This is a genomic window from Pseudomonas sp. QE6 (assembly GCF_041379005.1).
Taxonomy (GTDB): Bacteria; Pseudomonadota; Gammaproteobacteria; order Pseudomonadales; family Pseudomonadaceae; genus Pseudomonas.
Genome location: NZ_CP166873.1, coordinates 300,358 through 323,718, shown reverse-complemented (window position 1 = coordinate 323,718; position 23,361 = coordinate 300,358). Strand labels below are relative to the sequence as shown.

The following is a 23,361-nucleotide window of genomic DNA, read 5'->3' as shown; positions in this document are numbered from 1 at the left end:
GTCAGGCAGTCACGCCTTTTTCTTTGAAGAAGCCGACATAGGCCTTGTCCACCTTCAGGATGTGGTGGGACAGCCAATCCTTGAGCAGCTCCAGGGCCTCGACCGACACGGACTCGCCATCCTCATGGCGGTACAGCAGGTCGATGATCTGCCGGTTGAAGCGGTCGTGCTCGGCCCGGTGCGCCTCCTCGCTCGGGTAGCCCAGGCGCTGGAACAGCACTTCCTCCACGATGAAGTGGTTCATCGTGTACTCCACCAGTTGCTCCAGCAGCTCGCCGGTGGGCGGCCCCTGATCGTCCAGGCCCTGCAGGCGGTCATACAGCGCGTTGGTGAGGTCGACCAGCCAGCGGTGCTGCTCGTCGATCCGCTCGATTCCAATCACGAACTCGTCGTTCCAGGGCATGAAGCTCATCCGTGCACTCCTTCGGGTGGAAGCGCCGATCATCCTGATCCGCCGCCGCGAAACAGTGACGTCAATCAATCAAAGTGCGAAGTGTCTGAAGGGCTGGCGTGGCGCTGGATGTAGGAGTATTCTCGGTCAAAATTGGTACGATAGTTCCATATCATAAGAACAAGACTGGAGCCCGCCATGCGTCTCGCCACCCTCTCCCTTCTCGCATTCTCCTTCGCCCTGGCTGCCTGCGGCGAAGGCGACAAACCCACAGCCGCCGTCAGCACCGATTTCCAGAAGGACCTGCAGGCGCGCCTGATCAAGGCCAAGGCCGGCGACATCATCGACATCCCGGCGGGGACCTACCACCTCGACCGCAGCCTCAGCCTGAAGGTGGATGGCGTGACCATCCGCGGCGCCGGCATGGACAAGACCATCCTCAGCTTCAAGAACCAGAAGGCCGGCGCCGAAGGGCTGTTCGTCGACGCATCCGACTTCACCCTGGAGAACCTCGCCATCGAGGACACCAAGGGTGACGGTCTTAAGGTCATCGGCGGCAAGAACATCGTCATCCGCAACATCCGCACCGAGTGGACCAACGGCGCGTCCACCGACAACGGCGGCTACGGCATCTACCCGGTGCAGACCGAGAACACCCTGCTCGAAGGCAACGTCGCCATCGGCGCCTCCGACTCCGGCATCTACGTCGGCCAGTCGCGCAACGTGGTGGTGCGCAACAACCGCGCCGAGCGCAACGTCGCCGGCATCGAGATCGAGAACACCATCGGCGCCGACGTCTACGACAACGTCGCCACCGACAACACCGGCGGCATCCTCGTCTTCAACATGCCCAACCTGCAGCAGCCGGGGCGCGGCACCCGCGTCTTCAACAACGACGTGCAGGGCAACAACCACGACAACTTCGGCCACAAGGGCACGCCGGTGGCCAGCGTGCCGGCGGGCTCGGGCGTGGTGGTGAACTCCAACGACGACGTGGAGATCTTCGACAACAAGATCGGCAACCACAAGACCGCCAACGTCATCATCAGCAGCTACTTCAGCACCAACTATTCGGACAAGGCCACCCAGCCGAACTTCGACCCCTACCCCGAAGGCATCTACATCCACGGCAACACCTTCGGCCCCGGCGGCGACAGCCCCGATCACATGGAGCTCAAGGCGCTGAAGGTGGCCAAGTTCGGCCTCAACGGGCGCCTGCCGGACATCCTCTGGGACGGCTACTTCAACCAGCAGAAACTGGTCGACGGCAAGCTGCCCGAGGCGCTGTCGATCTGCATCGACAACGGCAACGCCGGCATCGTCAACGTCGACGGGCCCAACGGCTACAAGAACATCAGCACCGACCTGAGCGTGCACCAGTGCAAGCTCAAGCCGTTGCCGAAGATCGAGCAGGCCGGCCTGGGCGAGAAGGGCGGCAAGGCATGAGCGGACACGCTTCGTTCCTGTTGTCGCTCGCCCTGGCCATTGGACTGGCCGGGTGCGGGCAGGAGAGCAAGCCGCGCTATCAGCCCGAAGGCGACGATTACCCGGAAAAACTCAGTGGCTGGGGCATGCTGCACTTGGCGGACGGCCACCTGACGCCGGCGGCCGAGGTGCTGCCCTACGACCTGAACACGCCGCTGTTCACCGACTACGCGCACAAGCTGCGCACCATCTGGATGCCGGACGGGCAGGCCGCGCAGTACGCCGAGGACCGCTTCGACTATCCCGTCGGCACCGTGCTGACCAAGACCTTCTATTACCCCAGGGACGCCCAGGGCAACCTGCTGCAGAACAGCCAGGACGACCGTGACCCCAGGGCCGGCCTGGAGCTGGACAAGGTCCGCCTGGTGGAAACCCGCGTGTTGGTGCGGCAGAAGGATGGCTGGACGGCGCTGCCCTACGTCTGGGACCAGGAGCAGCGCGAGGCGCGCCTGGAGCTGGCCGGCGACACACAATCGCTGGAACTCACCGGGGAAGGCAAGCGGAAGGTCGCCTTCAGCTACATGGTCCCGGATGCCAACCAGTGCTCCGAATGCCACGCCGAGCAGAAGGGCGCCGGTATCGCACCGCTGGGGCCCAAGGCGCGCCACCTGAACAAGGACTTCGCCTATGCAGGCGGCAGCGACAACCAGCTGCAGCACTGGCAGGCGCGCGGCTTCCTCAAGGGCCTGCCGGCGCTGGCGCAGGTTCCGCAGAATGCACTCTGGGGTCACCCGCGCGCAGGCGAAACCCTGGACAGACAGGCACGCAGCTACCTCGACGCCAACTGCTCGCACTGCCACAACCCCAAAGGCGCGGCGCGCACCTCCGGGCTGTACCTCGATCCGCACACCCCGGTCTCCATCGCCTACGGCGTCTGCAAGCCGCCGGTGGCGGCGGGCGGCGGCACCGGCGGCCGGCTGGAGGACATCCACCCCGGCAGCCCGGAGAAGTCGGTGCTCAGCTACCGTGTCGGCAGCGACAGGCCCGGTGACATGATGCCCGAGCTGGGGCGCGGCCTCGTGCATCGCGAGGGGCTGGAAATGCTCAACCGCTGGATCAGCGAAATGCCCGGCGACTGCTGAGGCGAAAATGGCCCGGAGCCCGCCAGGGCTCTAGGCTGCGCACTACGCCGAGCAAACCGCCGGGGCCGTGCTAGCTTTCATCTGGTCCCTTTCTCTCGCAGGTGCGCTTCCATGGAAGATACGAACATCATCAATGTGGGTACGGAGAAGATCAACGCGCTGTGGGCGACGGTTTCGCAGTACGCATTCGCCTTCGGTATCAAGATTCTCGCGGCCATCGCCTTCTGGGTAATCGGTCGGTGGCTGATCGGCATGGCCGTGGGCATGGTGGAGAAGGCGCTCTCCAGGCAAAGCGTCGATCCCACGGTGCTGCGCTACGTCGGCTCCTTCATCACGGTCACCCTGAACATCCTCCTGGTGATCGGCATCCTCGGTTACTTCGGCGTGCAGACCACCAGCATCGCCGCGCTCATCGCAGCGGCGGGCGTCGCCATCGGCATGGCCTGGTCCGGGCTGCTGGCCAACCTGGCGGCAGGCGGCTTCATCATCGTGCTGCGGCCATTCAAGGTGGGCGACTTCATCACCGCCGGCGGCGTGACCGGAACCGTGAAGGAGATCGGCCTGTTCGTCACTGCGATCAATACCCCGGACAACGTGCTGACCCTGGTGGGCAACAACAAGATTTTCGGCGACACCATCCAGAACTACAGTCACAACGCCTTCCGCCGGGTGGACCTCAAGGCGCAGCTGTCCGCCGCGGCGGACTACAAGGCCGCCGTCGCCGTGCTCAAGCAGCGCATCGCGGCGGTTCCCAACGTGTTGAGCGATCCGCCGGTGGACGTAGAGATTCTCGAGTTCAACCTGGTCGGCCCGGTGCTGGCGGTGCGTCCGTACTGCCATAACGACAACTACTGGCAGGTCTACTTCGACACCAACCGCACCATCAAGGAAGCCCTGGGCACCGACTTCCCGGCGCCGATGCCGGCGCAGACGGTGATCGTGCAGCAGGGCACGTAGCCGCGGCGCGAGTCGTTCTTCAGAGAAAGCCACTCCCAGCAGTGGCTTTTTTTGTGTCTGGAGTCTGGATGAGCGGTTGTATTTTGAGGATGAACGGTATTTCAGTGGATTCCTACATGGATGCGAAATTCGCTGCACAAGTTTGACGGCAGATTCCTTCGGCGGTGTCGGATTGGTCTGGCCGACCATCCCCATACGCGCCTTGCACTCTAGACGGAGCTGCAGACAGGCCCCACCAGGCCACTGGATCTGCAGGTATCTCCTGCAAGGCGCCCCCCATGAACAGCTATGCACTGCGCAATGGATTCACCCTGGTCGAGTTGATGGTCACCGTCGCGATTCTGGCGATCCTGCTGGCCATTGCTGTTCCCAGCTTCACCACCACGATTCGCAACACCGGGGCGCAGACAGTCGCCAAGCAATTGGCCAATGCCTTCAACCTGGCGCGCAGCGAGGCGGTGATGCGTCGTGCCAATGTGCAGGTCTGTCCACGCAATGTGGATGCCACGGCCTGCGACCTGAAGGCTGAGTGGAATTCGGGCTGGCTGGTTATCAGTGGGAATTCGGTAATCAAGGCCTGGGATCCATTGCAGGGAGAGGACGGCATTGCAGCGGACAGTCAGGTGATTACCTACAACGCACAGGGGCGGGTCAGTCAGGAAGTCACTCTTCAGGTCGGGGCGCAGTGCCCGGATTCCCAACCCTTCGACGTTACCGTAAGCCCCGTGGGGCGAGTTTCCCTGACTCGGAGGGCATGCATATGAGCCGGGCGAGCAGACAGCAGGGCATGACCCTTATCGAACTCATGGTTTCCATCGTCATCCTGTCGATTGGACTGCTCGGGCTTGCCGGACTGCAGAGCACCGGTCTTGCGTCCAATTACAGCGCGTATTACCGCACTCAGGCTTCCTGGCTCGCATACGAGATGGCTGACCTCATGCGGGCCAACCTCAAGGCCGCGCGGGGTAGCGCCTACAACGTCGCATTTTCCGACGTTGCCAAGGGATGTCCGAAGGTCGTCGATGGCTCTCGGGCCCAGAGCGACGTGAGCCAATGGCTCAACAACATCTGTACCACCCTGGGCGGGACGGGGACAGGGTCGATTCAGGTAACCCAGGACGACAACCTCTTTAGCGCCACCATTTCGGTCCGCTGGAACGATGGTCGTGGCCGGATTCGGAAGGCTGATGAGGCCGACTCCGCCGGTGACCAGCAGACCTTCACCTATCACACGAGCCTTTGACATGCGGCCGACCTACCAGCGTGGACTCTCGCTCGTCGAGTTGCTGATCGCCATGACTCTCAGCTTGCTGCTGATGGCTGGCGTGCTCCAGGTCTTTCTTGCCAGCAAGAACACCTACCTGACCAACATGACGCTCGCGGAGCTGCAGGAAAACGGCCGTTTCGCGCTGGATGCCATTGCACAAGATCTGCGTAATGCGGGATTCAAGGGCGCCTGCCTGGCTGGAATGGGGAATGGCACCGGGTCGGACAGCGATCTGTATTCGCTCGAGAAGGCCGGCGTCGATGGCGCCGAGAAGAAGATGAACGCCGCCTGGGCTCCAGCAGGGCGCATCGCAGGAACTGGCGCCCTGCTGGTCAGGTATTCGACCGACGTGGGCCTCACGGCACAAGTGATTGCAGGCGATACCGTCACGCTGGCGAAGGGGAGTGCGATCCCGGGCGCGCGTTACGTGCTGTCCGACCAGCGATTCTGTCGAATCGTGAAAAACGCCAGCGAGGACGCAAGGAAAATAACTGCGGATATATCCCTCGACCATTTCCTGGAGACCGTGACCGAGGCCTACCCCTATCGATACGCCATCTACTGGATCGGCACGGGCACAGATGGCAGTCCGGCCCTGTTCATCACCGACAACAGCAATAAAGGCACCCAACAGACCAACGAATTGGTGTCTGGCGTCGCCAACATGAGCCTTCGCTTTGGCGTAAGGGCCGAGGACTCTGACGCTGTTGGGCAATACAAGGTGGCCGGAGATATGTCGCCTGACGATTGGCCGAACGTCCTGGCGGTGCAAATCAGCCTGCTGCTGCAGAGCTCTTCGCCGAATGCCGTGGATACCCCGATGAGTGTGGTCTTCGACGGCACGCAGGTGCCTGATCCGAAGGCCCCGGACCATCGGATGCGCCTGGTCGTAGGCAGCACCGTCGCCACCCGCAACTACCTGCCATGAAGAGGCGCGGACGAATGCACGGATCATTGCAGAAAGGGGCGGTACTCCTGGTCGCCCTCGTCATGTTGCTGCTGCTGACCATCATCGGACTGGCCGGCATGCGCGGCGCCAATCTAGAGGAGCGCATGGCCGGCAATCTGCGGGAGCAGATGATTTCTTTCCAGGCCGCCGAGGCAGCATTGCGGGCAGGGGAGCTGGCGAGTCGCGATGTCTTCAGAAGCATGCCGATCGAGCACTCGGCCTACGATGCCAAGGTCGGGGTGGAGCTGACCGGTTTCTCCTATCGGGGCGGGCCGGAGGACGACACGCCGGATGTTTCGAGAAAGCCCACGTACAGCCTGAAGTACCTCCGGGAGATCAACAACGAGGGGCTGGAGGTTGGCAAGGGCCTGTCCGCCTATGGCGCCGTCGTGCAGGTCCAGGCCACCGGGTACGGAATAGCGAAAAGCGATGAAGGCGACTCCGTCGCCAGCACCTTGCTGACCAGCTTTTATTTCCTTCGGTGATGCCGAGGGCTACATCAGGAGACGAGTGTGAAGCGTCGGAGTGTATGGAGAGGGCTGGGCGGCCTTGGCACCGGGATTATCATCGGCTTGAGCGGTTCGTTGCAGGCCGGCCCTGTCAGCCAGTCACCCTTGCAGGTCGGCGGAGGCAGCGTTCCGGGAAACCTGGTGCTGACTCCGTCCGTGGAATACCCCACGGTTGTCAGCGCGGCCAATATCGATGGCACCTACTCGGCGAGCAAGACATTCGCCGGGTACTTCGATCCGAACAAGTGCTACAGCTACCAGTACGGTTCAGCGGATGCCGATCGCTATTTCAAACCGGTTGGCCTTGCGGTCGGCCATACCTGTTCCGGTAACTGGAGCGGGAACTACCTGAACTGGGCCGCGACCCAGACCATCGATACCTTCCGGTCCGCCCTGACTGGTGGAGATCGCTTCATCGACACCGAGAAGCTGACGGTTCTGCAGAAGGCCCGAAGCTTCCAATGGGGGTTTCCCGATCGTTCCATTACCAGCAGTGAAGCAGGGGGAGCCATACCCCTTTCCGGAAGCGCGTTCTATACCCGCATCCGTCTTCAGGAGCGAAGCATGCTATTCAGCCAAAGCGCTGAATTCCCTGGCACTGCTGTTGATTACGTTCCCGGTACACCAATTGATCCCGCGAAGACTTACAGGATCTATGTCCGGGTGCAGGTCTGCGCCTCTGCCAATCTGCTGGAGGAGAACTGTCAGCAATATGGCAGCAACTACAAGCCGGAAGGATTGTTGCAGCAGTATTCGAAGAAAATGCAGTTCAGCGTTTTCAGTTATCTCAATAACAAGTACGGGTGGAGCGACGACAATAATATCAAGCGGGATGGTGGTGTACTGCGGGCGCGGCAGAAATTTGTGGGGCCGGTTCTGGACACGGGAGAAGACAATCCGAACAAGGAGTGGTCGCCGGTTACCGGGATTTTCCTTGAAAACCCCTCTCCGGACGATGCACTGGATTCCAGCCTCGTCGCCCCGGGCACTCCGGTGAGCAGAAGTGGTGTCGCCAACTACATCAACAAGTTCGGCGAGTTGGGCGGGAAGACGTTCGATAACGTCAGTGAGCTCTACTACTCAGCCATTCGCTATCTGAAGAAACAGGGGAATGTCCCTGAGTGGTCAGCCAGCCCAACCAGTAACGAAATCGACGATTTCCCGGTCATCACCACTTGGGATGACCCGATCAAATACTCGTGCCAGAAGAACGCCATCCTTGGCATCGGTGACGTCAACACGCACGCGGACAAGAACCTGCCCGGCGGTAACCGTACCCAGTACGAGCCTGCGTTGCCTGCCCTGGTCGCTGCAGACGAGAGCGTCAACGCGGAAACCTCGACCAGGCAGGTTGGAGTCATCGAAGGTGTGAACACCCTGACCGATCACAACAGCGGTGGCTCTCTTTACATTGCGGGTCTGGCGTATGACGCGCACGTTAAGGACATCCGCCCGGATCTCCCCGGCAAGCAGACGGTTTCCACCTATTGGGTGGACGTGCAGGAAGGTGGTGTTCTGACCAATCGTTCCCGGAACCAGTATTGGCTCGCCGCCAAGTACGGTGGTTTCACCGTACCGAAGGACTATGTCTACGACCGTAGTACGCCGCTGCCGATTGACTGGTGGCATACCAATCCGGACATCCTGAGCACCAAAGACCTGCGCCCGGACAACTTCTTCACCGGCGGCGACCCGGTGACCATGCGCGAGAGTCTGAAGAAGGCGTTCGCCCTGATTGCGGCGGACGAGTCGAAAAATACCGGAAACCTTTCGTTCAGTGGCTCTCGTCTTGCGGATGGATCCGGAATCTTCACCACGACTCTCAATCCCCATTACTGGAATGGCGACCTGCTGATGTGGAAGGCGAGTGTAGGTACAGAGGGAGCGGTTAGCTATTCGCAGGCCTGGACCGCAGGCAGCAAGCTCGATGCGTTGACTGACACCCAGCTTGATGGGCGAAATATCCTCACTGTCCGGCCGGCGACTGGAGCGTCGGGCAATTCGCCCAGCATTGCCACGCAAGGTAAGAGCTTTACCTGGAGCGATCTCTCTGCGGAGCAGCGTTCCGCGTTGGCTGCCGATCCGAACCAGGCGCAGGCCCTGCTGAACTATCTTCGTGGCTCGCGCGTGCAGGAGAAGATTTCCCCGGATGACATCTCCGCGGCCAGACCCTTCCGGCAGCGTGGCAGCCGCCTGGGGGACATCGTCAATTCCCTGCCGGCCTATTCCTGGCATGACCCGCAGCCCTATGGCTCCCTGGCAACCTCCGTGGGCAACGGGAAGACGCTGGGAAGCACCTATCTGGAATACCTGCAGTCCGACACCTATCAACGGCGCGTGCCTCTGGTGGTGGTCGGTGCCAATGACGGCATGCTGCACGGGTTCGACGCCAGCACCGGCGCTAGCGGTTCTGGCGGCAAGGAGTTGTTTGCGTATGTACCGGCTTCGGTATTCCCCAATCTGCATGAACTGGCCGATCCGGCATATACCCATCGCTACTTCGTCGACGGGACCCCGGTAATAGGCAATGCCTGGACTGGCAACGCGTGGAGGACCTTGCTGGTGGGTAGCACCGGGGCGGGTGGCAATAGTGTGTTCGCCCTGGATGTGACCGACCCGGAACATATGAGCCGGAACAGCGTCCTTTGGGAGTTCAGCCACCCGGACATAGGCTACACACTTGGTAAGCCGGTACTGGCCGCCCTGCGTTCGGGCAAGTTCGTGGTGATCGTGACCTCGGGTGCCCACGATCCGACTGCCAAGGATGGCTACATCTGGATACTCGATGCTGCCAATGGCTCAGTGCTGTCACGCGTGACGCTTAGCGGCGCTGGTGATCTGGGAACTGTCACCGCAATCAGCACCTCGGGAGGCGCCACAGCCAACCGTCTTTATGCCGGGGATAGCAAGGGCAATCTCTGGCGCGTGGACCTTGCGGGGGACGATGGAAATGCATCGGCCATTCCGGCGTCACTCAATGGTGGCCCGCTATTCAAGGCAGAACTGGCGGGCGGTACCAGGCAGGCAATCTCGGCGTCGGTGTCTGCTGCCTTCAATCGCAACGGCAACGTGATGGTGCTATTTGGCACGGGACGCTTCTATCGGGTCGGTGACAATGAACTGCCTCAGAAACCGAGCGTCGAAAGCCTGTACGCCATCTTCGACACCGGCTCGGCGATTTCGGGCCGTTCCACGTTGCAGCAGCAGGCACTCAATCCGAAGCCGGGTACAAACCCGCCCAATCCAATCGAAGCGACTGCTCAGGGCTGGTACCTAGACCTGCCGGTGAACGGCACGCGGGTAATCGAGAAGCCGCAAATCCTCGACATGCAGTTCGCGCTGTTCAACGTGATCACGCCCAGTGGCGATCCCTGCGACGGCGGAATCAGCCACGGCTCCATCGCTGCCGATCTGTATACCGGGGGGCAGCTGAACTACGCGCTATTCGATTCGGACGGTGATGGGGTGCCGGATACCAATGTGATCATGGGCAATTCCAGCGGAACTTCGACCCAGTCGGGGGATGGCGGGGCAATCCATATTACGGGGCTCGACAAGGATGGCAATCCGACCTCGAACAAGGTCGATCTCCCGTACGACGCCGGCCGCAAGGCCTGGCAGGAGTCCCGCTGACATGGACAAGCCATTGCGTGGAGTGGCCGGGTTCACCCTCATCGAAGTGATGATCGTGGTTGCCATCATCGGCATCCTCGCGGCCATCGCCTATCCCTCCTACGAGGAACATGTCCGCCAGACACGACGTGCCGATGCGCAGCGATCACTGGTGGAGTTGGCACAGTTCATGGAACGCTACTACACCAGCCGAGGCACCTACGTTGGTGCGACGCTGCCTTTTAGCGCATCCCCCAGGGACGGCGGAAAGGCGTTCTACACCCTGAGTTTCAAGGGGCAGCTTTCTGCCTCGTCCTACGTTTTGCAGGCGGTGCCACAGGACGTGATGGCAGAGGACGACTGCGGAACCCTGACGATCACCAATACGGGGCTCAAGGGACAGGCCGACGGGCAATCACTGGCTCGGTGCTGGAAGCGCTGATGCTGAAAAGGAAGGCCACTCCCGGGTGGCCTTCCTGCTCCTCAGGTCGGCGTACGATCCACCCACTTCGGCGCGGCCAGCGGCTTCCAGGCTTCCAGGGCGTCGATCAGTTCGGCAGGCGTGGCGCCGCGCTGGAGCATTTCGCGGTGTTGTGGGCGCACGAAGCGCTCCTGCACCAGGTGGTCGAGGAAGGTCAGCAGCGGTTCATAGAATCCGTTGACCTCCAGCAGGCCCAGTGGCTTGCCGTGATAGCCGAGCTGGCCCCAGGTCCAGACTTCGAACAGCTCTTCCAGCGTGCCCAGGCCGCCCGGCAGCGCGATGAAGGCATCGCTCAGTTCGGCCATGCGCGCCTTGCGGGCATGCATGCCGTCCACCACTTCCAGGCGTGTCAGGCCCTTGTGGCCGATTTCCGCCTCTTTCAGGCTCTGCGGAATGATGCCGATGACTTCTCCGCCAGCGGCCAGCGCGGCGTCGGCCACCATTCCCATCAGGCCGACCGCGCCGCCACCGTAGACCAGGCGGATGCCACGTTCGGCCAGATGGCGGCCGAGGGCTTCGGCGGCTTCCTGGTAGATCGGAGTGGCGCCGGGGCTGGCGCCGCAGAATACGCAGATGGAACGCAAGGACATGGAGAGCTCCCGGACTGATCAAGGACGTCAGGGTAGCGGCTGGAGCGGGAGCGACCAAGACTTGCGCGGCGGATTTCAGTCGTGCTGACCGCCGCCGGCCGAGGCGGCCAGTGCGTAGCTGGCGAGCAGGCTTTGTAACAGGGGATGAAGATTCACGGCGCGAACTCCTGTGGTACCGGGGTGTGGGGGCTATGCTAGACCGGGTGCGCTGATCTGCCTCGTTGAAGAACCGGATGGGGCTGATAGACATTTCAAGGCTTGCGCCGTGGCCAATCGCCCGTGCGTTGTTGACCTGGATCAGGGGAACTCGACCGACCATCGGGCAGTCTCCCCTTCAGGTTTCTCCGCCCAACCTGCCTAGGAGGCTTGTATGTTCCGTAAACTCGCTGCTGTATCCCTGCTCGGCCTGTTCAGTGCTCCGCTGCTGGCCGCCGAATGCTCCGTGGACATCCAGGGCAACGACCAGATGCAGTTCAGCACCAACGCCATCAGCGTCGACAAGAGCTGCAAGACCTTCACCGTCAACCTGTCCCACCCTGGCAGCCTGCCGAAGAACGTCATGGGCCATAACTGGGTACTGACCACCGCCGCCGACATGCAGGGCGTGGTGACCGACGGCATGGCCGCCGGCCTGGACAAGAACTACATCAAGGAAGGCGATACCCGCGTGATCGCGCACACCAAGATCATCGGTTCCGGCGAGAAGGACTCGGTGACCTTCGATGTGTCCAAGCTCAAGGCGGGCGATGCGTACGCCTTCTTCTGCTCCTTCCCGGGCCACTCCGCCATGATGAAGGGTACCCTGACCCTCAAGTGATCCGGACCTGGTTCCGGTACGAAAAGCCCGACTCAAGGTCGGGCTTTTTATTTCATGCAACGAAGATAGGGTGTCTCTGGTCGAATCCGTAGCGGGGGGATGCCATGTATCACGGTGAACGCTTCAATGCCTGGACCCATCTGATCGGCGCCGTGGCGGCGCTGGTCGGCGGCATCAGCCTGCTGGTCGCCACCAGCCTGCTCGGCGAGCCGCTGCGCATCGTGAGTGCGGCGGTGTATGGCACCACGCTGACCCTGCTCTACAGCATCTCCACGCTGTACCACAGCGTGCGCGGGCGGGCGAAGGTCATCCTGCGCAAGCTCGACCACCTGTCCATCTATCTGCTGATCGCCGGCAGCTACACGCCGTTCTGCCTGGTGACGCTCAAGGGCGCCTGGGGCTGGACGCTGTTCGGCATCGTCTGGAGCATGGCGGTGATCGGCATGCTCCAGGAGATCAAGCCGCGCTCCGAGGCGCGGGTGCTGTCGATCATCATCTACGCGGTGATGGGCTGGATCGTGCTGATCGCCGTCGGCCCGCTGTACCGCGCCCTGGGTGGCGCCGGGTTCGCCTGGCTGGTAGGGGGCGGCGCCTTCTACACCATCGGCATCATCTTCTTCGCCTACGACAGCCGCTTCCGCCACTGGCACGGCATCTGGCACCTGTTCGTGATCGCCGGCAGCCTGCTGCACTTCATCGCCATCTGGCGCTACGTCATTCCGGCGCGGTGAATCCGGCTGGCGCGGGATGGCTCCCGCGCCTTCGGCGGATCACGGGGTGGTCGGCAGCGCGCGCTTGTGGCGGGTTTTCTCGAAGGTGCGAACGATGATGTCGAAGGCCTCCTGGCTGACCTGCTCGCCGTGCAGGAAGGCGTCGATTTCCTTGTAGGTCACGCCGTGGGAGTGTTCGTCCGGCTTTCCGGGGGCGAGGTCTTCCAGGTCGGCGGTGGGCACCTTCTTCACCAGGTTTTCCGGCGCGCCCAGGGTGCGGGCGATGGTGCGCACCTGGTTCTTCACCAGGCCGGTGAGCGGGGCGAGGTCGCAGGCGCCGTCGCCGAACTTGGTGAAGAAGCCCATCACCGCCTCGGCGGCATGATCGGTGCCGACGACGAGACCCTGGCGGGCATTGGCGATGGTGTACTGGGCGACCATGCGGACGCGCGCCTTGGTGTTGCCCAGGGCGAAGTCGCGGGTGCCTGCGGGCAGGCCCTCCAGCGCCAGGGTCTGGGCGGCCAGCGCCTGCACCGACGGGCCGATGTTAACGGTGTGGCGCTCGTCCGGGGCGATGACGTCCACCGATTCCTGGGCGTCGTGTTCGTCGCCCTGCACGTTGTAGGGCAGGCGCACGGCGAGGAAGCGATAGCTCTGGTCGCCGGTCTCGGCGCGCAGGCCTTCCACCGCGCGCTGGCAGAGCATGCCGGCGGTGAGCGAGTCGACGCCGCCGCTGATGCCCAGCACCAGGGTCTTCATGCCCGAGCTCTTCAGGCAGTCCTGGATGAAGCGCACGCGGCGCTGGATTTCGGCCTGGACGTCGTCCGGGCCCTTGAACGGCGGCTGGACATTCAGCTCGGTCGCGATGGCTTGCTGGGTGGCTTTCATGGATGTACCTCGATCCGGACGGTGACAGGCCGATGCCTGTTGGAATGCAGGAAAAATACCAGCGACTGCGGCGCTGGGTCGATGGTCAATTGCGCCAATCAGGACGCCGCCAGGCGAGCCTGGATCCATTCCACGAAAGCCCGCACCTTGGGCACCGCCGCGGCGTGTTCGGGGTAGGCCAGATAATACCCGCTGCGGCTGGCCAGGCCGTGCTCCCAGGCGATCACCAGCTTGCCCTCGTCCAGCTCCTCCGCCACCAGGAAGCGCGGCAGCAGCGCCACGCCGCAACCGGCCTGCGCCGCGCGGATACACATGTAGAAGGTGTCGAAGCGCGGGCCGTGGTAGCTGTGCTCGCTGCGCCTGCCCAGGCTCTGGAACCACTCGTGCCAGGCCTCCGGGCGGGTGGCGTTCTGCAGCAGGACCAGTTCGGCCAGTTGGGTCGGGTCGCTCAGGGGCTGCTCCGGCAGGATGGCCGGCGAGCACACGGGCACCATTTCCTCGCCGAACAGATGCAGGCATTCCGCGCCGGGCAGGGTGCCGGCGCCGAAGAAGAAGGCGATGTCGCAGCGCGATTGCAGCAGGTCGCTGGGTTCCAGCTCCTGGCGCAGGTCCAGGTGGATGTTCGGGTGGCGGTGGCGCCAGCCATTGAGGCGCGGGATCAGCCAGCGTGCGCCGAAGGTGGGCGGCGTTGCCACCCGCAGCACCTCGGTCTCGCCGCCGTAGGAGAGCAGGTAGTGGGTGGACATCTCCACCTGGGTGAGGATCTTGCGCACCTCCTGCAGGTACAGCTCGCCCGCCGGGGTCAGTTGCAGGCGGCGGCGCACGCGGCGGAACAGCAGGTGCTGGAGCATTTCCTCCAGTTGCGCCACCTGTTTGCTGACCGCGCTCTGGGTCAGGTTCAGCTCTTCCGAGGCGCGGGTGAAGCTCAGGTGCCGGGCGACCGCCTCGAAGCATTGCAGGGCGGTCATGGACGGCAGGTGGCGTTTGCTCAGCATGGCGGGCAGTTCATGAATTTACGGAATGATGTGCATAGGAAACGTCGTTTGTTGTGCCTCGGCAAGCCGTTTATTACTGCTGGCATTCCAATGGGTTATCGCAATGACACAGGAGTCCGCATGATTTCCGCACTGCTCGAGTCCCTCGGCGTCGACGCTCGCCTCTACACCAATGGCGATCAGGTCATCCATTCTCCCATCGACGGCAGCCGCCTGGGCGCGGTGCGTCTGGAAAGCGCTGCCGAGGTGGAGCAGAAGATCGGCCGCGCCGCCCATGCCTTCGAGGCCTGGCGCACGGTGCCGGCGCCGCGTCGCGGCGAGCTGGTGCGGCTGTTCGGCGAGGAGCTGCGGGCGAGCAAGGCGGCCCTGGGCGAGCTGGTCTCCTGGGAGGCCGGCAAGATCACCCAGGAGGGCCTGGGCGAAGTGCAGGAGATGATCGACATCTGCGACTTCGCCGTCGGCCTGTCGCGCCAGCTCTACGGCCTGACCATCGCCTCCGAGCGCCCTGGTCACCACATGCGTGAAACCTGGCATCCGCTGGGCGTGGTCGGGGTGATCAGCGCCTTCAACTTCCCGGTCGCCGTGTGGTCGTGGAACACCGCGCTGGCGCTGGTCTGCGGCAACACGGTGGTGTGGAAGCCGTCGGAGAAGACCCCGCTCACCGCGCTGGCCTGCCAGGCGCTGTTCGAGCGCGCGCTGAAGAAGTTCGGCGACGCCCCGGCGCACCTGAGCCAGGTGGTGATCGGCGACCGCAGCGCCGGTGAGGCGCTGGTGGACGATGCCCGTGTCGCCCTGGTCAGCGCCACCGGCAGCACCCGCATGGGCCGCGAAGTGGGCCCGCGCGTGGCGGCGCGCTTCGGCCGCAGCATTCTCGAACTGGGCGGCAACAACGCCATGATCCTGACCCCCAGCGCCGATCTGGACATGGCCGTTCGCGCCATCCTGTTCAGCGCCGTCGGCACCGCCGGCCAGCGCTGCACCACCCTGCGCCGTTTGATCGCGCACAAGTCGGTGAAGGACGAGATCGTCAGCCGCCTGAAGGCCGCCTATTCCAAGGTGCGCATCGGCCATCCGCTGGAGGGCAACCTGGTCGGTCCGCTGATCGACGAGCGCAGCTTCCTGGCCATGCAGGGCGCGCTGGAGCAGGCGCGCGGGGAGGGCGGCGTGGTGTTCGGCGGCGAGCGTCAACTGGCCGACCGCTACCCGAATGCCTACTACGTGTCGCCGGCCATCGCCGAGATGCCGGAGCAGAGCGACGTGGTGCGCCACGAGACCTTCGCGCCGATCCTCTATGTGGTGCCCTACGAGCACTTCGAGGAGGCGGTGGCGCTGAACAATGCCGTGCCCCAGGGCCTGTCGTCCTGCATCTTCACCACCGACCTGCGCGAGGCCGAGGCCTTCCTCTCGGCGGTGGGCAGCGACTGCGGCATCGCCAACGTCAACATCGGCCCCAGCGGCGCGGAGATCGGCGGCGCCTTCGGTGGCGAGAAGGAAACCGGCGGCGGCCGTGAGTCCGGCTCCGATGCCTGGAAGGGCTACATGCGCCGGCAGACCAACACCGTGAACTATTCGCGGGAATTGCCGCTGGCGCAGGGCATAGTCTTCGACTGAGTTTGCTCTTCGCAGGAGCGAGCTTGCTCGCGAACGGAGTCCGGTTGGGCTTCAGCGTTATGCGGTTCGCGAGCAAGCTCGCTCCTACAGGAAGCCCCCGGCTCGCAATGGGGGCTTGCAGTACAGAGTCATTCACAAAGGTTCGCGTAGAAGGATCGCTGGATGTCGCTTCGCCAAGAGTGCCTGTGGGAATACCTGACCCCCGAACGCCCGGAAGCTCCGATGCTGCGGGGGGATCGCAAGGTCGACGTGTGTGTCGTCGGCGCCGGGATCACCGGCCTGTCCGCCGCGCTGCATCTGCTGGAGAAGGACCAGACGGTCTGTGTGCTCGACGCCCACGCCACCGGGCATGGCGGCTCCGGGCGCAACGTCGGACTGGTCAATGCCGGCCTGTGGATTCCCCCGGACGAGATCGAGGCGGGCATGGGCGCGGAGGTCGGCCAGCGGGTCAACCACATGCTCGGCAACGCGCCGTCCCTGGTGTTCTCCCTGATCGACAAATACGCCATCGCCTGCCAGGCGCGCCGCGAAGGCACCCTGCACATGGCGCACAACGCCCGTGGCCTGGCGGACCTGCGCAGCCGCTGCGAGCAGTGGAGTCGTCGCGGGGCGCCCGTCGAGCTGCTGACCGGCGCCGAGTGCGAACAGGCCTGCGGCACCGACAAGATTGCCGGCGCGCTGCTCGACCGCCGTGCCGGCACCCTCAACCCGATGGCCTACGTCAGCGGCCTGGCCCGTGCGGTGGTGGGGCTCGGCGGCGAGCTGTACCACCATTCCCCGGTGGTCGGGCTGGTGCGCGTGGGCAACGCCTGGAACGTGATCACCCAGGGCGGCGTGGTCACCGCCGAACAGGTGGTGATCGCCTCCAGCGCCTACACCGAAGGCGAGTGGACCGAGCTGCGCCGCACCTTCTTCCCCGGTTACTACTACCAGGTCGCCTCGCGTCCGCTGGAGGGCGCCGAGGCCGCGCGCATCCTGCCGGGCGGGCAGGGCTCCTGGGATACCCGCCAGGTGCTCAGCAGCATCCGCCGCGACGCCGACGGCCGTCTGCTGCTCGGCAGCCTCGGCAAGGGCACCGGCAAGCCGGCGTGGTTCCTGAAAAGCTGGGCCGACCGCATCCAGCAGCACTACTTCCCCAAGCTGGGCAAGGTGGAATGGGAATTCACCTGGACCGGCTGCATCGATTTCACCCCCGACCACCTCATGCGCCTGTTCGAGCCGGCGCCGGGGCTGGTCGCCATGAGCGGCTACAACGGCCGTGGCGTCACCACCGGCACGGTGGTGGGCAAGGCCTTCGCCGACTTCCTGCTGGGCGGTGATGCCAGCGTCCTGCCGATGCCGCTACGGCCGATGGAGGAGATTTCCGCCGCCGGCCTGCGTAGTCGTCTGTACGAAGCGGGCTTCTCGCTCTACCACGCCGGGCAATGCCTGCGGGTGGTGATCTGAGCCTGGCAATGCGTGGGCGGGGCCCTCCCGCCGCGTCTGCCCCAACGTTCGCTGCACTTTGGTCTAGCCTCTTATGGTGCGTTACCCCGACGGGTCTGCACCGCGGATGTGCAGTTCGGTGACAGCGATGGTTACGGATGGGGTTGCGCCTGTGGTGGCTGGATGTCTCAGCCCACGGGAAGGAAGGTTGCGCCTTTTCGATTGCGTGGTTGCACCTTCGGTTTTTGGTGGGTTGCACGTGTCTAGCACTGATACCTGCCAGCTCTGGCTGTTTTTGCTGTAGGACTTGGTTAATAACAAAAACGAATGGCACGCGGCTTGCTGTCGATAGCTCTCGTAATCAAGAGAGTCGCCAACATTAGTTCGTGTGCCATTACAAAAACCCTCAGGAGCAAAACTCCATGTCGCAGAAGATTTTCAGAAAAGGCTTTCTGGCCCTGGCGGTAACCACCGCGCTGGGCATGTCTTCCTTTGTAGAGGCTGATGTCGTTATCGGGGTCGCAGGGCCGCACACCGGGGCGAACGCCTCGTTCGGCGAACAGTACTGGCGGGGGGCTACCGAGGCCGCCAACGCGATCAACGCCGCTGGTGGCGTGAACGGGGAGAAGATCAAGCTGGTGAAGGCCGACGACGCCTGCGAGCCCAAGCAGGCCGTGGCAGTCGCCAACCGCCTGGTCGACCAGGACAAGGCCATCGCCGTGGTCGGTCACTTCTGCTCGTCCAACACCATTCCCGCCTCCGAGGTGTATGACGAGGCCGGCATAATCGCCATCACCCCCGGCTCGACCAACCCGAAGGTGACCGAGCGCGGCCTCACCGGCATGTTCCGCATGTGCGGTCGTGACGACCAGCAGGGCATCGTCGCCGGGAACTACATCGTCAACGTGCTGAAGGCCAAGAAGGTTGCGGTGATCCACGACAAGGACACCTACGGCCAGGGCCTGGCGGATGCGACCAAGGCGCAGCTGAACAAGCTGGGCGTCAAGGAAGTCCTCTACGAGGGCCTGACCCGCGGCGAGAAGGATTTCAACGCCCTGGTCACCAAGATCCGTGCCTCGGGCGCGGAAGTGGTGTTCTTCGGCGGCCTGCACCCGGAAGCCGGCCCGCTGGTACGGCAGATGCGTGAGCAGGGCCTGACTACCGTGTTCTTCTCCGATGACGGCATCGTCACCGACGAACTGGTCACCACCGCCGGCGGCCCGCAGTACACCAAGGGCGTGCTGATGACCTTCGGCGCCGACCCGCGACTGATCCCGGACGGCAAGGCCGTGGTGGACAAGTTCCGCGCCGGCGGCTTCGAGCCCGAAGGCTACACCCTCTACGCCTACGCCTCGGTCCAGGCGCTCGCCGCTGCCTTCAACGGCGCCGGCAAGAACGATCCCCAGGCGGCCAGCAAGTGGCTGCACACCAACCCGGTGCAGACCGTGATGGGCAAGAAGGAGTGGGACGAGAAGGGCGACCTGAAGGTCTCCGACTACGTCGTCTACCAGTGGGACGACAAGGGCAAATACCACCAGTTGGAAAAACAGAAGTAAGCGTCCGGACGCTGCCCTGGCTTCACCACGTACCGGCCAGGCCCTGTGGGGTCCGGTCGGTGACGGGCCCGCCCGAACAGCATCCATGCACCCGCTCCGACCTGCCGGCGCCGCCACGAGCGGTGCCGGCATCCCCGCAGGTCGGCGCTCGCCCGGCGACGGTCACGAGCCGTTCAGCCCGCTTGCCGCCCGCCTTCCCTGCCCTGTCTGTGTGAGTACCCAATCGTGGACGGTATCTTTCTCCAGCAAATGATCAACGGGCTGACCCTGGGGTCGGTCTACGGCCTGATCGCCATCGGCTACACGATGGTTTACGGCATCATCGGCATGATCAACTTCGCCCACGGCGAGGTGTACATGATCTCCGCCTACCTCTCGGCCATCGCCCTGGCGCTGCTGACCTTCTTCGGCCTCGAGTCCTTCCCGCTGCTGATCCTCGGCACCCTGGTCTTCACCATCTGCATCACCGGCCTGTACGGCTGGGTGATCGAACGCATCGCCTACAAGCCGCTGCGCAACTCCACGCGCCTGGCGCCGCTGATCTCCGCCATCGGCATGTCGCTGATCCTGCAGAACTACGTGCAGCTGTCCCAGGGCCCGCGCCAGCAAGGCGTGCCGACCCTGCTCGACGGCGCGCTGAAGTTCCACGTCGGCGAGGGCTTCGTGCAGTTGACCTACACCAAGGTGTTCATCCTCATCGCCGCCTTCGTCGGCATGGCCGTGCTGACCTACGTGATCCAGTACACCAAGCTCGGGCGCATGTGCCGAGCCACCCAGCAGGACCGCAAGATGGCCTCGATCCTGGGAATCAACACCGACCGGGTGATCTCCTACGTGTTCGTCATCGGCGCCGCCATGGCCGCGCTGGCCGGCGTGCTGATCACCATGAACTACGGCACCTTCGACTTCTATGCCGGCTTCATCATCGGCATCAAGGCGTTCACCGCCGCGGTGCTCGGCGGCATCGGCTCGCTGCCCGGCGCCATGCTCGGCGGCCTGATCCTCGGTGTGGCCGAGGCGCAGTTCTCCGGGATGATCAACACCGACTTCAAGGATGTGTTCGCCTTCGGCCTGCTGGTGACCATCCTGATCTTCCGACCGCAAGGGCTCCTGGGGCGTCCCCAGGTATCGAAGGTGTGAGCATGATGGCCGCTTCCCAGACCACCGCCGCGCCGAAGACTGCGCGCATCGATATCAAGAAGAGCCTCGTCGACACCGTGCTCGCCGGGCTGATCGCCCTGATCGTGTTCGGCCCCATCGTCGGCGTGGTGCTCGACGGCTACGGCTTCAACCTGCAACCCGAGCGACTCGCCTGGATGATCGGCGCGGTGATGCTCGGCCGCCTGCTGCTCAGCCTGTTCCTGCAGACCCCGTCCGGGGTGCGCGTGATGGAGCGCTTCGAAACTTCCGACTCGGGCATCACCGTACTGCAGCCGGGCTACAAGACCCGCCTGCGCTGGATCGTCCCGCTGCTGATCGTCGCCGCGGTGATCTTCCCGTTCTTCGCCAGCAAGTACCTGCTCACCGTGATCATCCTCGGCTTGATCTACGTGCTGCTGGGCTTGGGACTGAACATCGTGGTCGGCCTCGCCGGGCTGCTCGACCTCGGCTACGTGGCCTTCTATGCCATCGGCGCCTACGGCCTCGCGCTGGGTTACCACTACCTCGGCCTGGGCTTCTGGACGGTGCTGCCGCTGGCGGCCATCACCGCCGCGATGGCGGGGGCGCTGCTGGGCTTCCCGGTGCTGAGGATGCACGGTGACTACCTGGCCATCGTGACTCTGGGCTTCGGCGAGATCATCCGCCTGATCCTCAACAACTGGCTGTCCTTCACCGGCGGCCCGAACGGCATGCCGGTGCCCTCGCCGACCATCTTCGGCCTGGAGTTCGGCCGCCGGGCGAAGGAGGGCGGCACGCCGATCCACGAATTCCTCGGCATCGACTACAACCAGAACCTCAAGTTCGTGTTCATCTACGCGGTGCTGTTCGTGGTGGTGCTGCTGGTGCTGTACATCAAGCACCGGCTGACCCGCATGCCGGTCGGCCGCGCCTGGGAAGCGCTGCGCGAGGACGAGATCGCCTGCCGCGCCATGGGCCTGAACCACGTGCTGGTGAAACTCTCGGCGTTCATGCTCGGCGCCTCCACCGCGGGCCTGGCGGGCGTGTTCTTCGCCAGCTACCAGGGCTTCGTCAACCCGTCGTCGTTCACCTTCTTCGAATCGGCGCTGATCCTCGCCATCGTGGTGCTCGGCGGCATGGGCTCCACCGTGGGCGTGGTGATCGCCGCCTTCGTCCTCACCGTGGCGCCGGAGCTGCTGCGCAGCTTCGCCGACTACCGGGTGCTGCTGTTCGGCATCCTCATGGTGCTGATGATGATCTGGCGACCGCGCGGGCTGATCCGCATCAGCCGCACCGGCTTCGCTGTTCGCAAGGGGGTGGCGCCATGAGCGGAGACAAGATCCTCAGCGTCGAGCACCTGATGATGCACTTCGGTGGCATCAAGGCGCTCAACGACGTCAACCTCGACGTGGAGCGCGGCTCCATCACCGCCCTGATCGGCCCCAACGGCGCCGGCAAGACCACGGTGTTCAACTGCCTGACCGGCTTCTACAAGGCCACCGGCGGCAACATCCTGCTCAACACCCAGGGCCGCACCACGGACGTGATCAAGGTGCTCGGCCAGCCCTTCCAGGCCGCCGACTTCGTCAACCCGGCGCAGTTCGGCAACCGCGTCTTCTACAAGATGTTCGGCGGCACCCACCTGGTGAACCGCGCGGGGCTGGCGCGCACCTTCCAGAACATCCGGCTGTTCCGCGAGATGTCGGTGGTGGAGAACCTGCTGGTGGCTCAGCACATGTTCGTCAACCGCAATCTCATCGCCGGCGTGCTCAACACCCCCGGCTACCGTCGCGCGGAAAGCGAGGCGCTGGACCACGCCTTCTACTGGCTGGAAGTGGTGGACCTGGTGGACTGCGCCAACCGCCTGGCCGGCGAGATGTCCTACGGGCAGCAGCGCCGCCTGGAGATCGCCCGCGCCATGTGCACCCGGCCCGAGCTGATCTGCCTCGACGAACCCGCCGCCGGCCTCAACCCGGCGGAAACCCAGGCCCTGGCGCGCATCGTCCGCTACCTGCGCGACCACCACGGCATCACCGTGCTGCTGATCGAGCACGACATGGGCATGGTGATGAACATCTCCGACCACATCATCGTGCTCGACCACGGCGTGGTCATCGCCCGTGGCGCGCCGGACGAGATTCGCCACAACGACAAGGTAATCGCCGCCTATCTCGGCGCGGACGAAGAGGAGCTGGTATGACGGCGCCGATGTTGGAGTTCCGTGATGTGGATGTGTTCTACGGGCCGATCCAGGCGCTGAAGAAAGTCTCGCTGACCGTCAACGAAGGGGAAACTGTGGCGCTGATCGGCGCCAACGGCGCAGGCAAGTCCACGCTCTTGATGTCGATCTTCGGCCAGCCGCGCGCGGCTGCGGGGGGGATCTTCTACAAGGGCCAGGACATCCGCCACAAGTCGGCGCACTACGTGGCCTCCAACGGCATCGCGCAGTCGCCGGAAGGGCGCCGGGTGTTCCCTGACATGACGGTGGAGGAAAACCTGCTGATGGGCACCATCCCCATCGGCATGGACCACGCCCAGGAGGACATGGAGCGCATGTTCGACCTGTTCCCGCGCCTGAAGGAGCGGCGCAACCAGCGCGCCATGACCATGTCCGGCGGCGAGCAGCAGATGCTCGCCATCGCCCGCGCGCTGATGAGCCGGCCCAAGCTGCTGCTGCTCGACGAACCTTCGCTGGGGCTTGCGCCCATCGTGGTCAAACAGATCTTCCAGACGTTGCGCGAACTGGCGAAGAGCGGCATGACCCTGTTCCTCGTGGAGCAGAACGCCAACCATGCGCTGAAGCTGTCGGACCGTGGCTACGTGATGGTCAACGGCGAGATCCGCCTGAGCGGCACCGGCGCGGAGCTGCTGGGCAACCAGGAGGTTCGCAACGCCTATCTCGGCGGGCACTGACGCC

22 protein-coding genes are annotated in these 23,361 nt (G+C 64.0%); 18 read left to right on the top strand and 4 right to left on the bottom strand.

The features are described from left to right. Position 1: 1 nt before the first annotated feature. A complete protein-coding gene (locus ACAW63_RS01535) occupies positions 2–412 on the bottom strand; it encodes a bacteriohemerythrin (RefSeq protein WP_371231192.1) in 411 nt (136 codons plus the stop codon). Between the two features lie 177 nt (positions 413–589). Here ACAW63_RS01535 and ACAW63_RS01530 point away from each other — a divergent pair, with 177 nt between their 5' ends. The 9 genes from ACAW63_RS01530 to ACAW63_RS01490 all read left to right on the top strand — a co-directional run bounded on the left by ACAW63_RS01530 (position 590) and on the right by ACAW63_RS01490 (position 10,694). After that, positions 590–1,837 carry a parallel beta-helix domain-containing protein gene (locus ACAW63_RS01530; protein ID WP_371231190.1) on the top strand — a complete coding sequence of 416 codons (1,248 nt, stop codon included), beginning with the start codon at positions 590–592 and terminating at the stop codon, positions 1,835–1,837. Further along, on the top strand, positions 1,834–2,958 hold the full coding sequence (locus ACAW63_RS01525; protein ID WP_371231188.1) for an SO2930 family diheme c-type cytochrome: 1,125 nt from the start codon (positions 1,834–1,836) through the stop codon (positions 2,956–2,958). Before ACAW63_RS01530 ends, ACAW63_RS01525 begins: the two co-directional genes overlap by 4 nt. Positions 2,959–3,069: 111 nt before the next feature. Beyond that, a complete protein-coding gene (locus ACAW63_RS01520; RefSeq protein ID WP_371231185.1) occupies positions 3,070–3,915 on the top strand; it encodes a mechanosensitive ion channel family protein in 846 nt (281 codons plus the stop codon). 278 nt (positions 3,916–4,193) lie between these two features. Further along, positions 4,194–4,679 (top strand): GspH/FimT family pseudopilin, encoded by a 486-nt coding sequence (locus tag ACAW63_RS01515; RefSeq protein ID WP_371231183.1) that lies wholly within the window; start codon positions 4,194–4,196, stop codon positions 4,677–4,679. Between the two features lie 23 nt (positions 4,680–4,702). After that, positions 4,703–5,158 carry a type IV pilus modification protein PilV gene (gene pilV, locus ACAW63_RS01510; RefSeq protein ID WP_371231181.1) on the top strand — a complete coding sequence of 152 codons (456 nt, stop codon included), beginning with the start codon at positions 4,703–4,705 and terminating at the stop codon, positions 5,156–5,158. Position 5,159: 1 nt separating this feature from the next. Continuing rightward, positions 5,160–6,110: a PilW family protein gene (locus ACAW63_RS01505; RefSeq protein ID WP_371231179.1), complete on the top strand. Its 951-nt coding sequence runs from the start codon at positions 5,160–5,162 to the stop codon at positions 6,108–6,110. A gap of 62 nt (positions 6,111–6,172) precedes the next feature. Beyond that, positions 6,173–6,616 carry a PilX N-terminal domain-containing pilus assembly protein gene (locus ACAW63_RS01500; protein WP_371231178.1) on the top strand — a complete coding sequence of 148 codons (444 nt, stop codon included), beginning with the start codon at positions 6,173–6,175 and terminating at the stop codon, positions 6,614–6,616. Between the two features lie 27 nt (positions 6,617–6,643). Further along, positions 6,644–10,273, top strand: a complete 3,630-nt coding sequence (locus tag ACAW63_RS01495) for a pilus assembly protein (RefSeq protein ID WP_371231177.1) — start codon at positions 6,644–6,646, stop codon at positions 10,271–10,273. Between the two features lies 1 nt (position 10,274). Further along, positions 10,275–10,694, top strand: a complete 420-nt coding sequence (locus ACAW63_RS01490; protein WP_371231176.1) for a type IV pilin protein — start codon at positions 10,275–10,277, stop codon at positions 10,692–10,694. Between the two features lie 41 nt (positions 10,695–10,735). On the opposite strand, the gene ACAW63_RS01485 is transcribed toward ACAW63_RS01490, so the two are convergent. After that, positions 10,736–11,323: a TIGR00730 family Rossman fold protein gene (locus ACAW63_RS01485; RefSeq protein ID WP_371231174.1), complete on the bottom strand. Its 588-nt coding sequence runs from the start codon at positions 11,321–11,323 to the stop codon at positions 10,736–10,738. A gap of 370 nt (positions 11,324–11,693) precedes the next feature. On the opposite strand from ACAW63_RS01485, the gene azu reads away from it, so the two are divergent. Next, entirely contained in the window at positions 11,694–12,140 is a 447-nt protein-coding gene (gene azu, locus ACAW63_RS01480; RefSeq protein WP_371231173.1) for an azurin, read from the top strand. Between the two features lie 104 nt (positions 12,141–12,244). Beyond that, positions 12,245–12,871, top strand: a complete 627-nt coding sequence (locus ACAW63_RS01475) for a hemolysin III family protein (protein WP_371231172.1) — start codon at positions 12,245–12,247, stop codon at positions 12,869–12,871. A 39-nt stretch (positions 12,872–12,910) separates the two neighbouring features. On the opposite strand, the gene nadE is transcribed toward ACAW63_RS01475, so the two are convergent. After that, positions 12,911–13,738 (bottom strand): ammonia-dependent NAD(+) synthetase, encoded by an 828-nt coding sequence (gene nadE / locus ACAW63_RS01470; RefSeq protein WP_371231171.1) that lies wholly within the window; start codon positions 13,736–13,738, stop codon positions 12,911–12,913. A 98-nt stretch (positions 13,739–13,836) separates the two neighbouring features. Further along, on the bottom strand, positions 13,837–14,733 hold the full coding sequence (locus ACAW63_RS01465; protein WP_371231168.1) for a LysR family transcriptional regulator: 897 nt from the start codon (positions 14,731–14,733) through the stop codon (positions 13,837–13,839). 120 nt (positions 14,734–14,853) lie between these two features. On the opposite strand from ACAW63_RS01465, the gene ACAW63_RS01460 reads away from it, so the two are divergent. The 7 genes from ACAW63_RS01460 to ACAW63_RS01430 all read left to right on the top strand — a co-directional run bounded on the left by ACAW63_RS01460 (position 14,854) and on the right by ACAW63_RS01430 (position 23,357). Next, positions 14,854–16,344, top strand: coding sequence for an aldehyde dehydrogenase family protein (locus ACAW63_RS01460; protein ID WP_371231166.1), 1,491 nt, complete (start codon positions 14,854–14,856; stop codon positions 16,342–16,344). 162 nt (positions 16,345–16,506) lie between these two features. After that, positions 16,507–17,790, top strand: a complete 1,284-nt coding sequence (locus ACAW63_RS01455; RefSeq protein ID WP_371231165.1) for an NAD(P)/FAD-dependent oxidoreductase — start codon at positions 16,507–16,509, stop codon at positions 17,788–17,790. A gap of 401 nt (positions 17,791–18,191) precedes the next feature. Beyond that, entirely contained in the window at positions 18,192–19,325 is a 1,134-nt protein-coding gene (locus ACAW63_RS01450) for a branched-chain amino acid ABC transporter substrate-binding protein (RefSeq protein ID WP_275608873.1), read from the top strand. Between the two features lie 225 nt (positions 19,326–19,550). After that, positions 19,551–20,465 carry a branched-chain amino acid ABC transporter permease LivH gene (locus ACAW63_RS01445; RefSeq protein WP_275608872.1) on the top strand — a complete coding sequence of 305 codons (915 nt, stop codon included), beginning with the start codon at positions 19,551–19,553 and terminating at the stop codon, positions 20,463–20,465. 5 nt (positions 20,466–20,470) lie between these two features. Further along, entirely contained in the window at positions 20,471–21,772 is a 1,302-nt protein-coding gene (gene livM / locus ACAW63_RS01440) for a high-affinity branched-chain amino acid ABC transporter permease LivM (RefSeq protein WP_371234544.1), read from the top strand. Then, positions 21,769–22,644: an ABC transporter ATP-binding protein gene (locus ACAW63_RS01435; RefSeq protein ID WP_275608871.1), complete on the top strand. Its 876-nt coding sequence runs from the start codon at positions 21,769–21,771 to the stop codon at positions 22,642–22,644. Before livM ends, ACAW63_RS01435 begins: the two co-directional genes overlap by 4 nt. Then, on the top strand, positions 22,641–23,357 hold the full coding sequence (locus tag ACAW63_RS01430; protein ID WP_275608870.1) for an ABC transporter ATP-binding protein: 717 nt from the start codon (positions 22,641–22,643) through the stop codon (positions 23,355–23,357). Before ACAW63_RS01435 ends, ACAW63_RS01430 begins: the two co-directional genes overlap by 4 nt. Positions 23,358–23,361 lie beyond the last annotated feature (4 nt).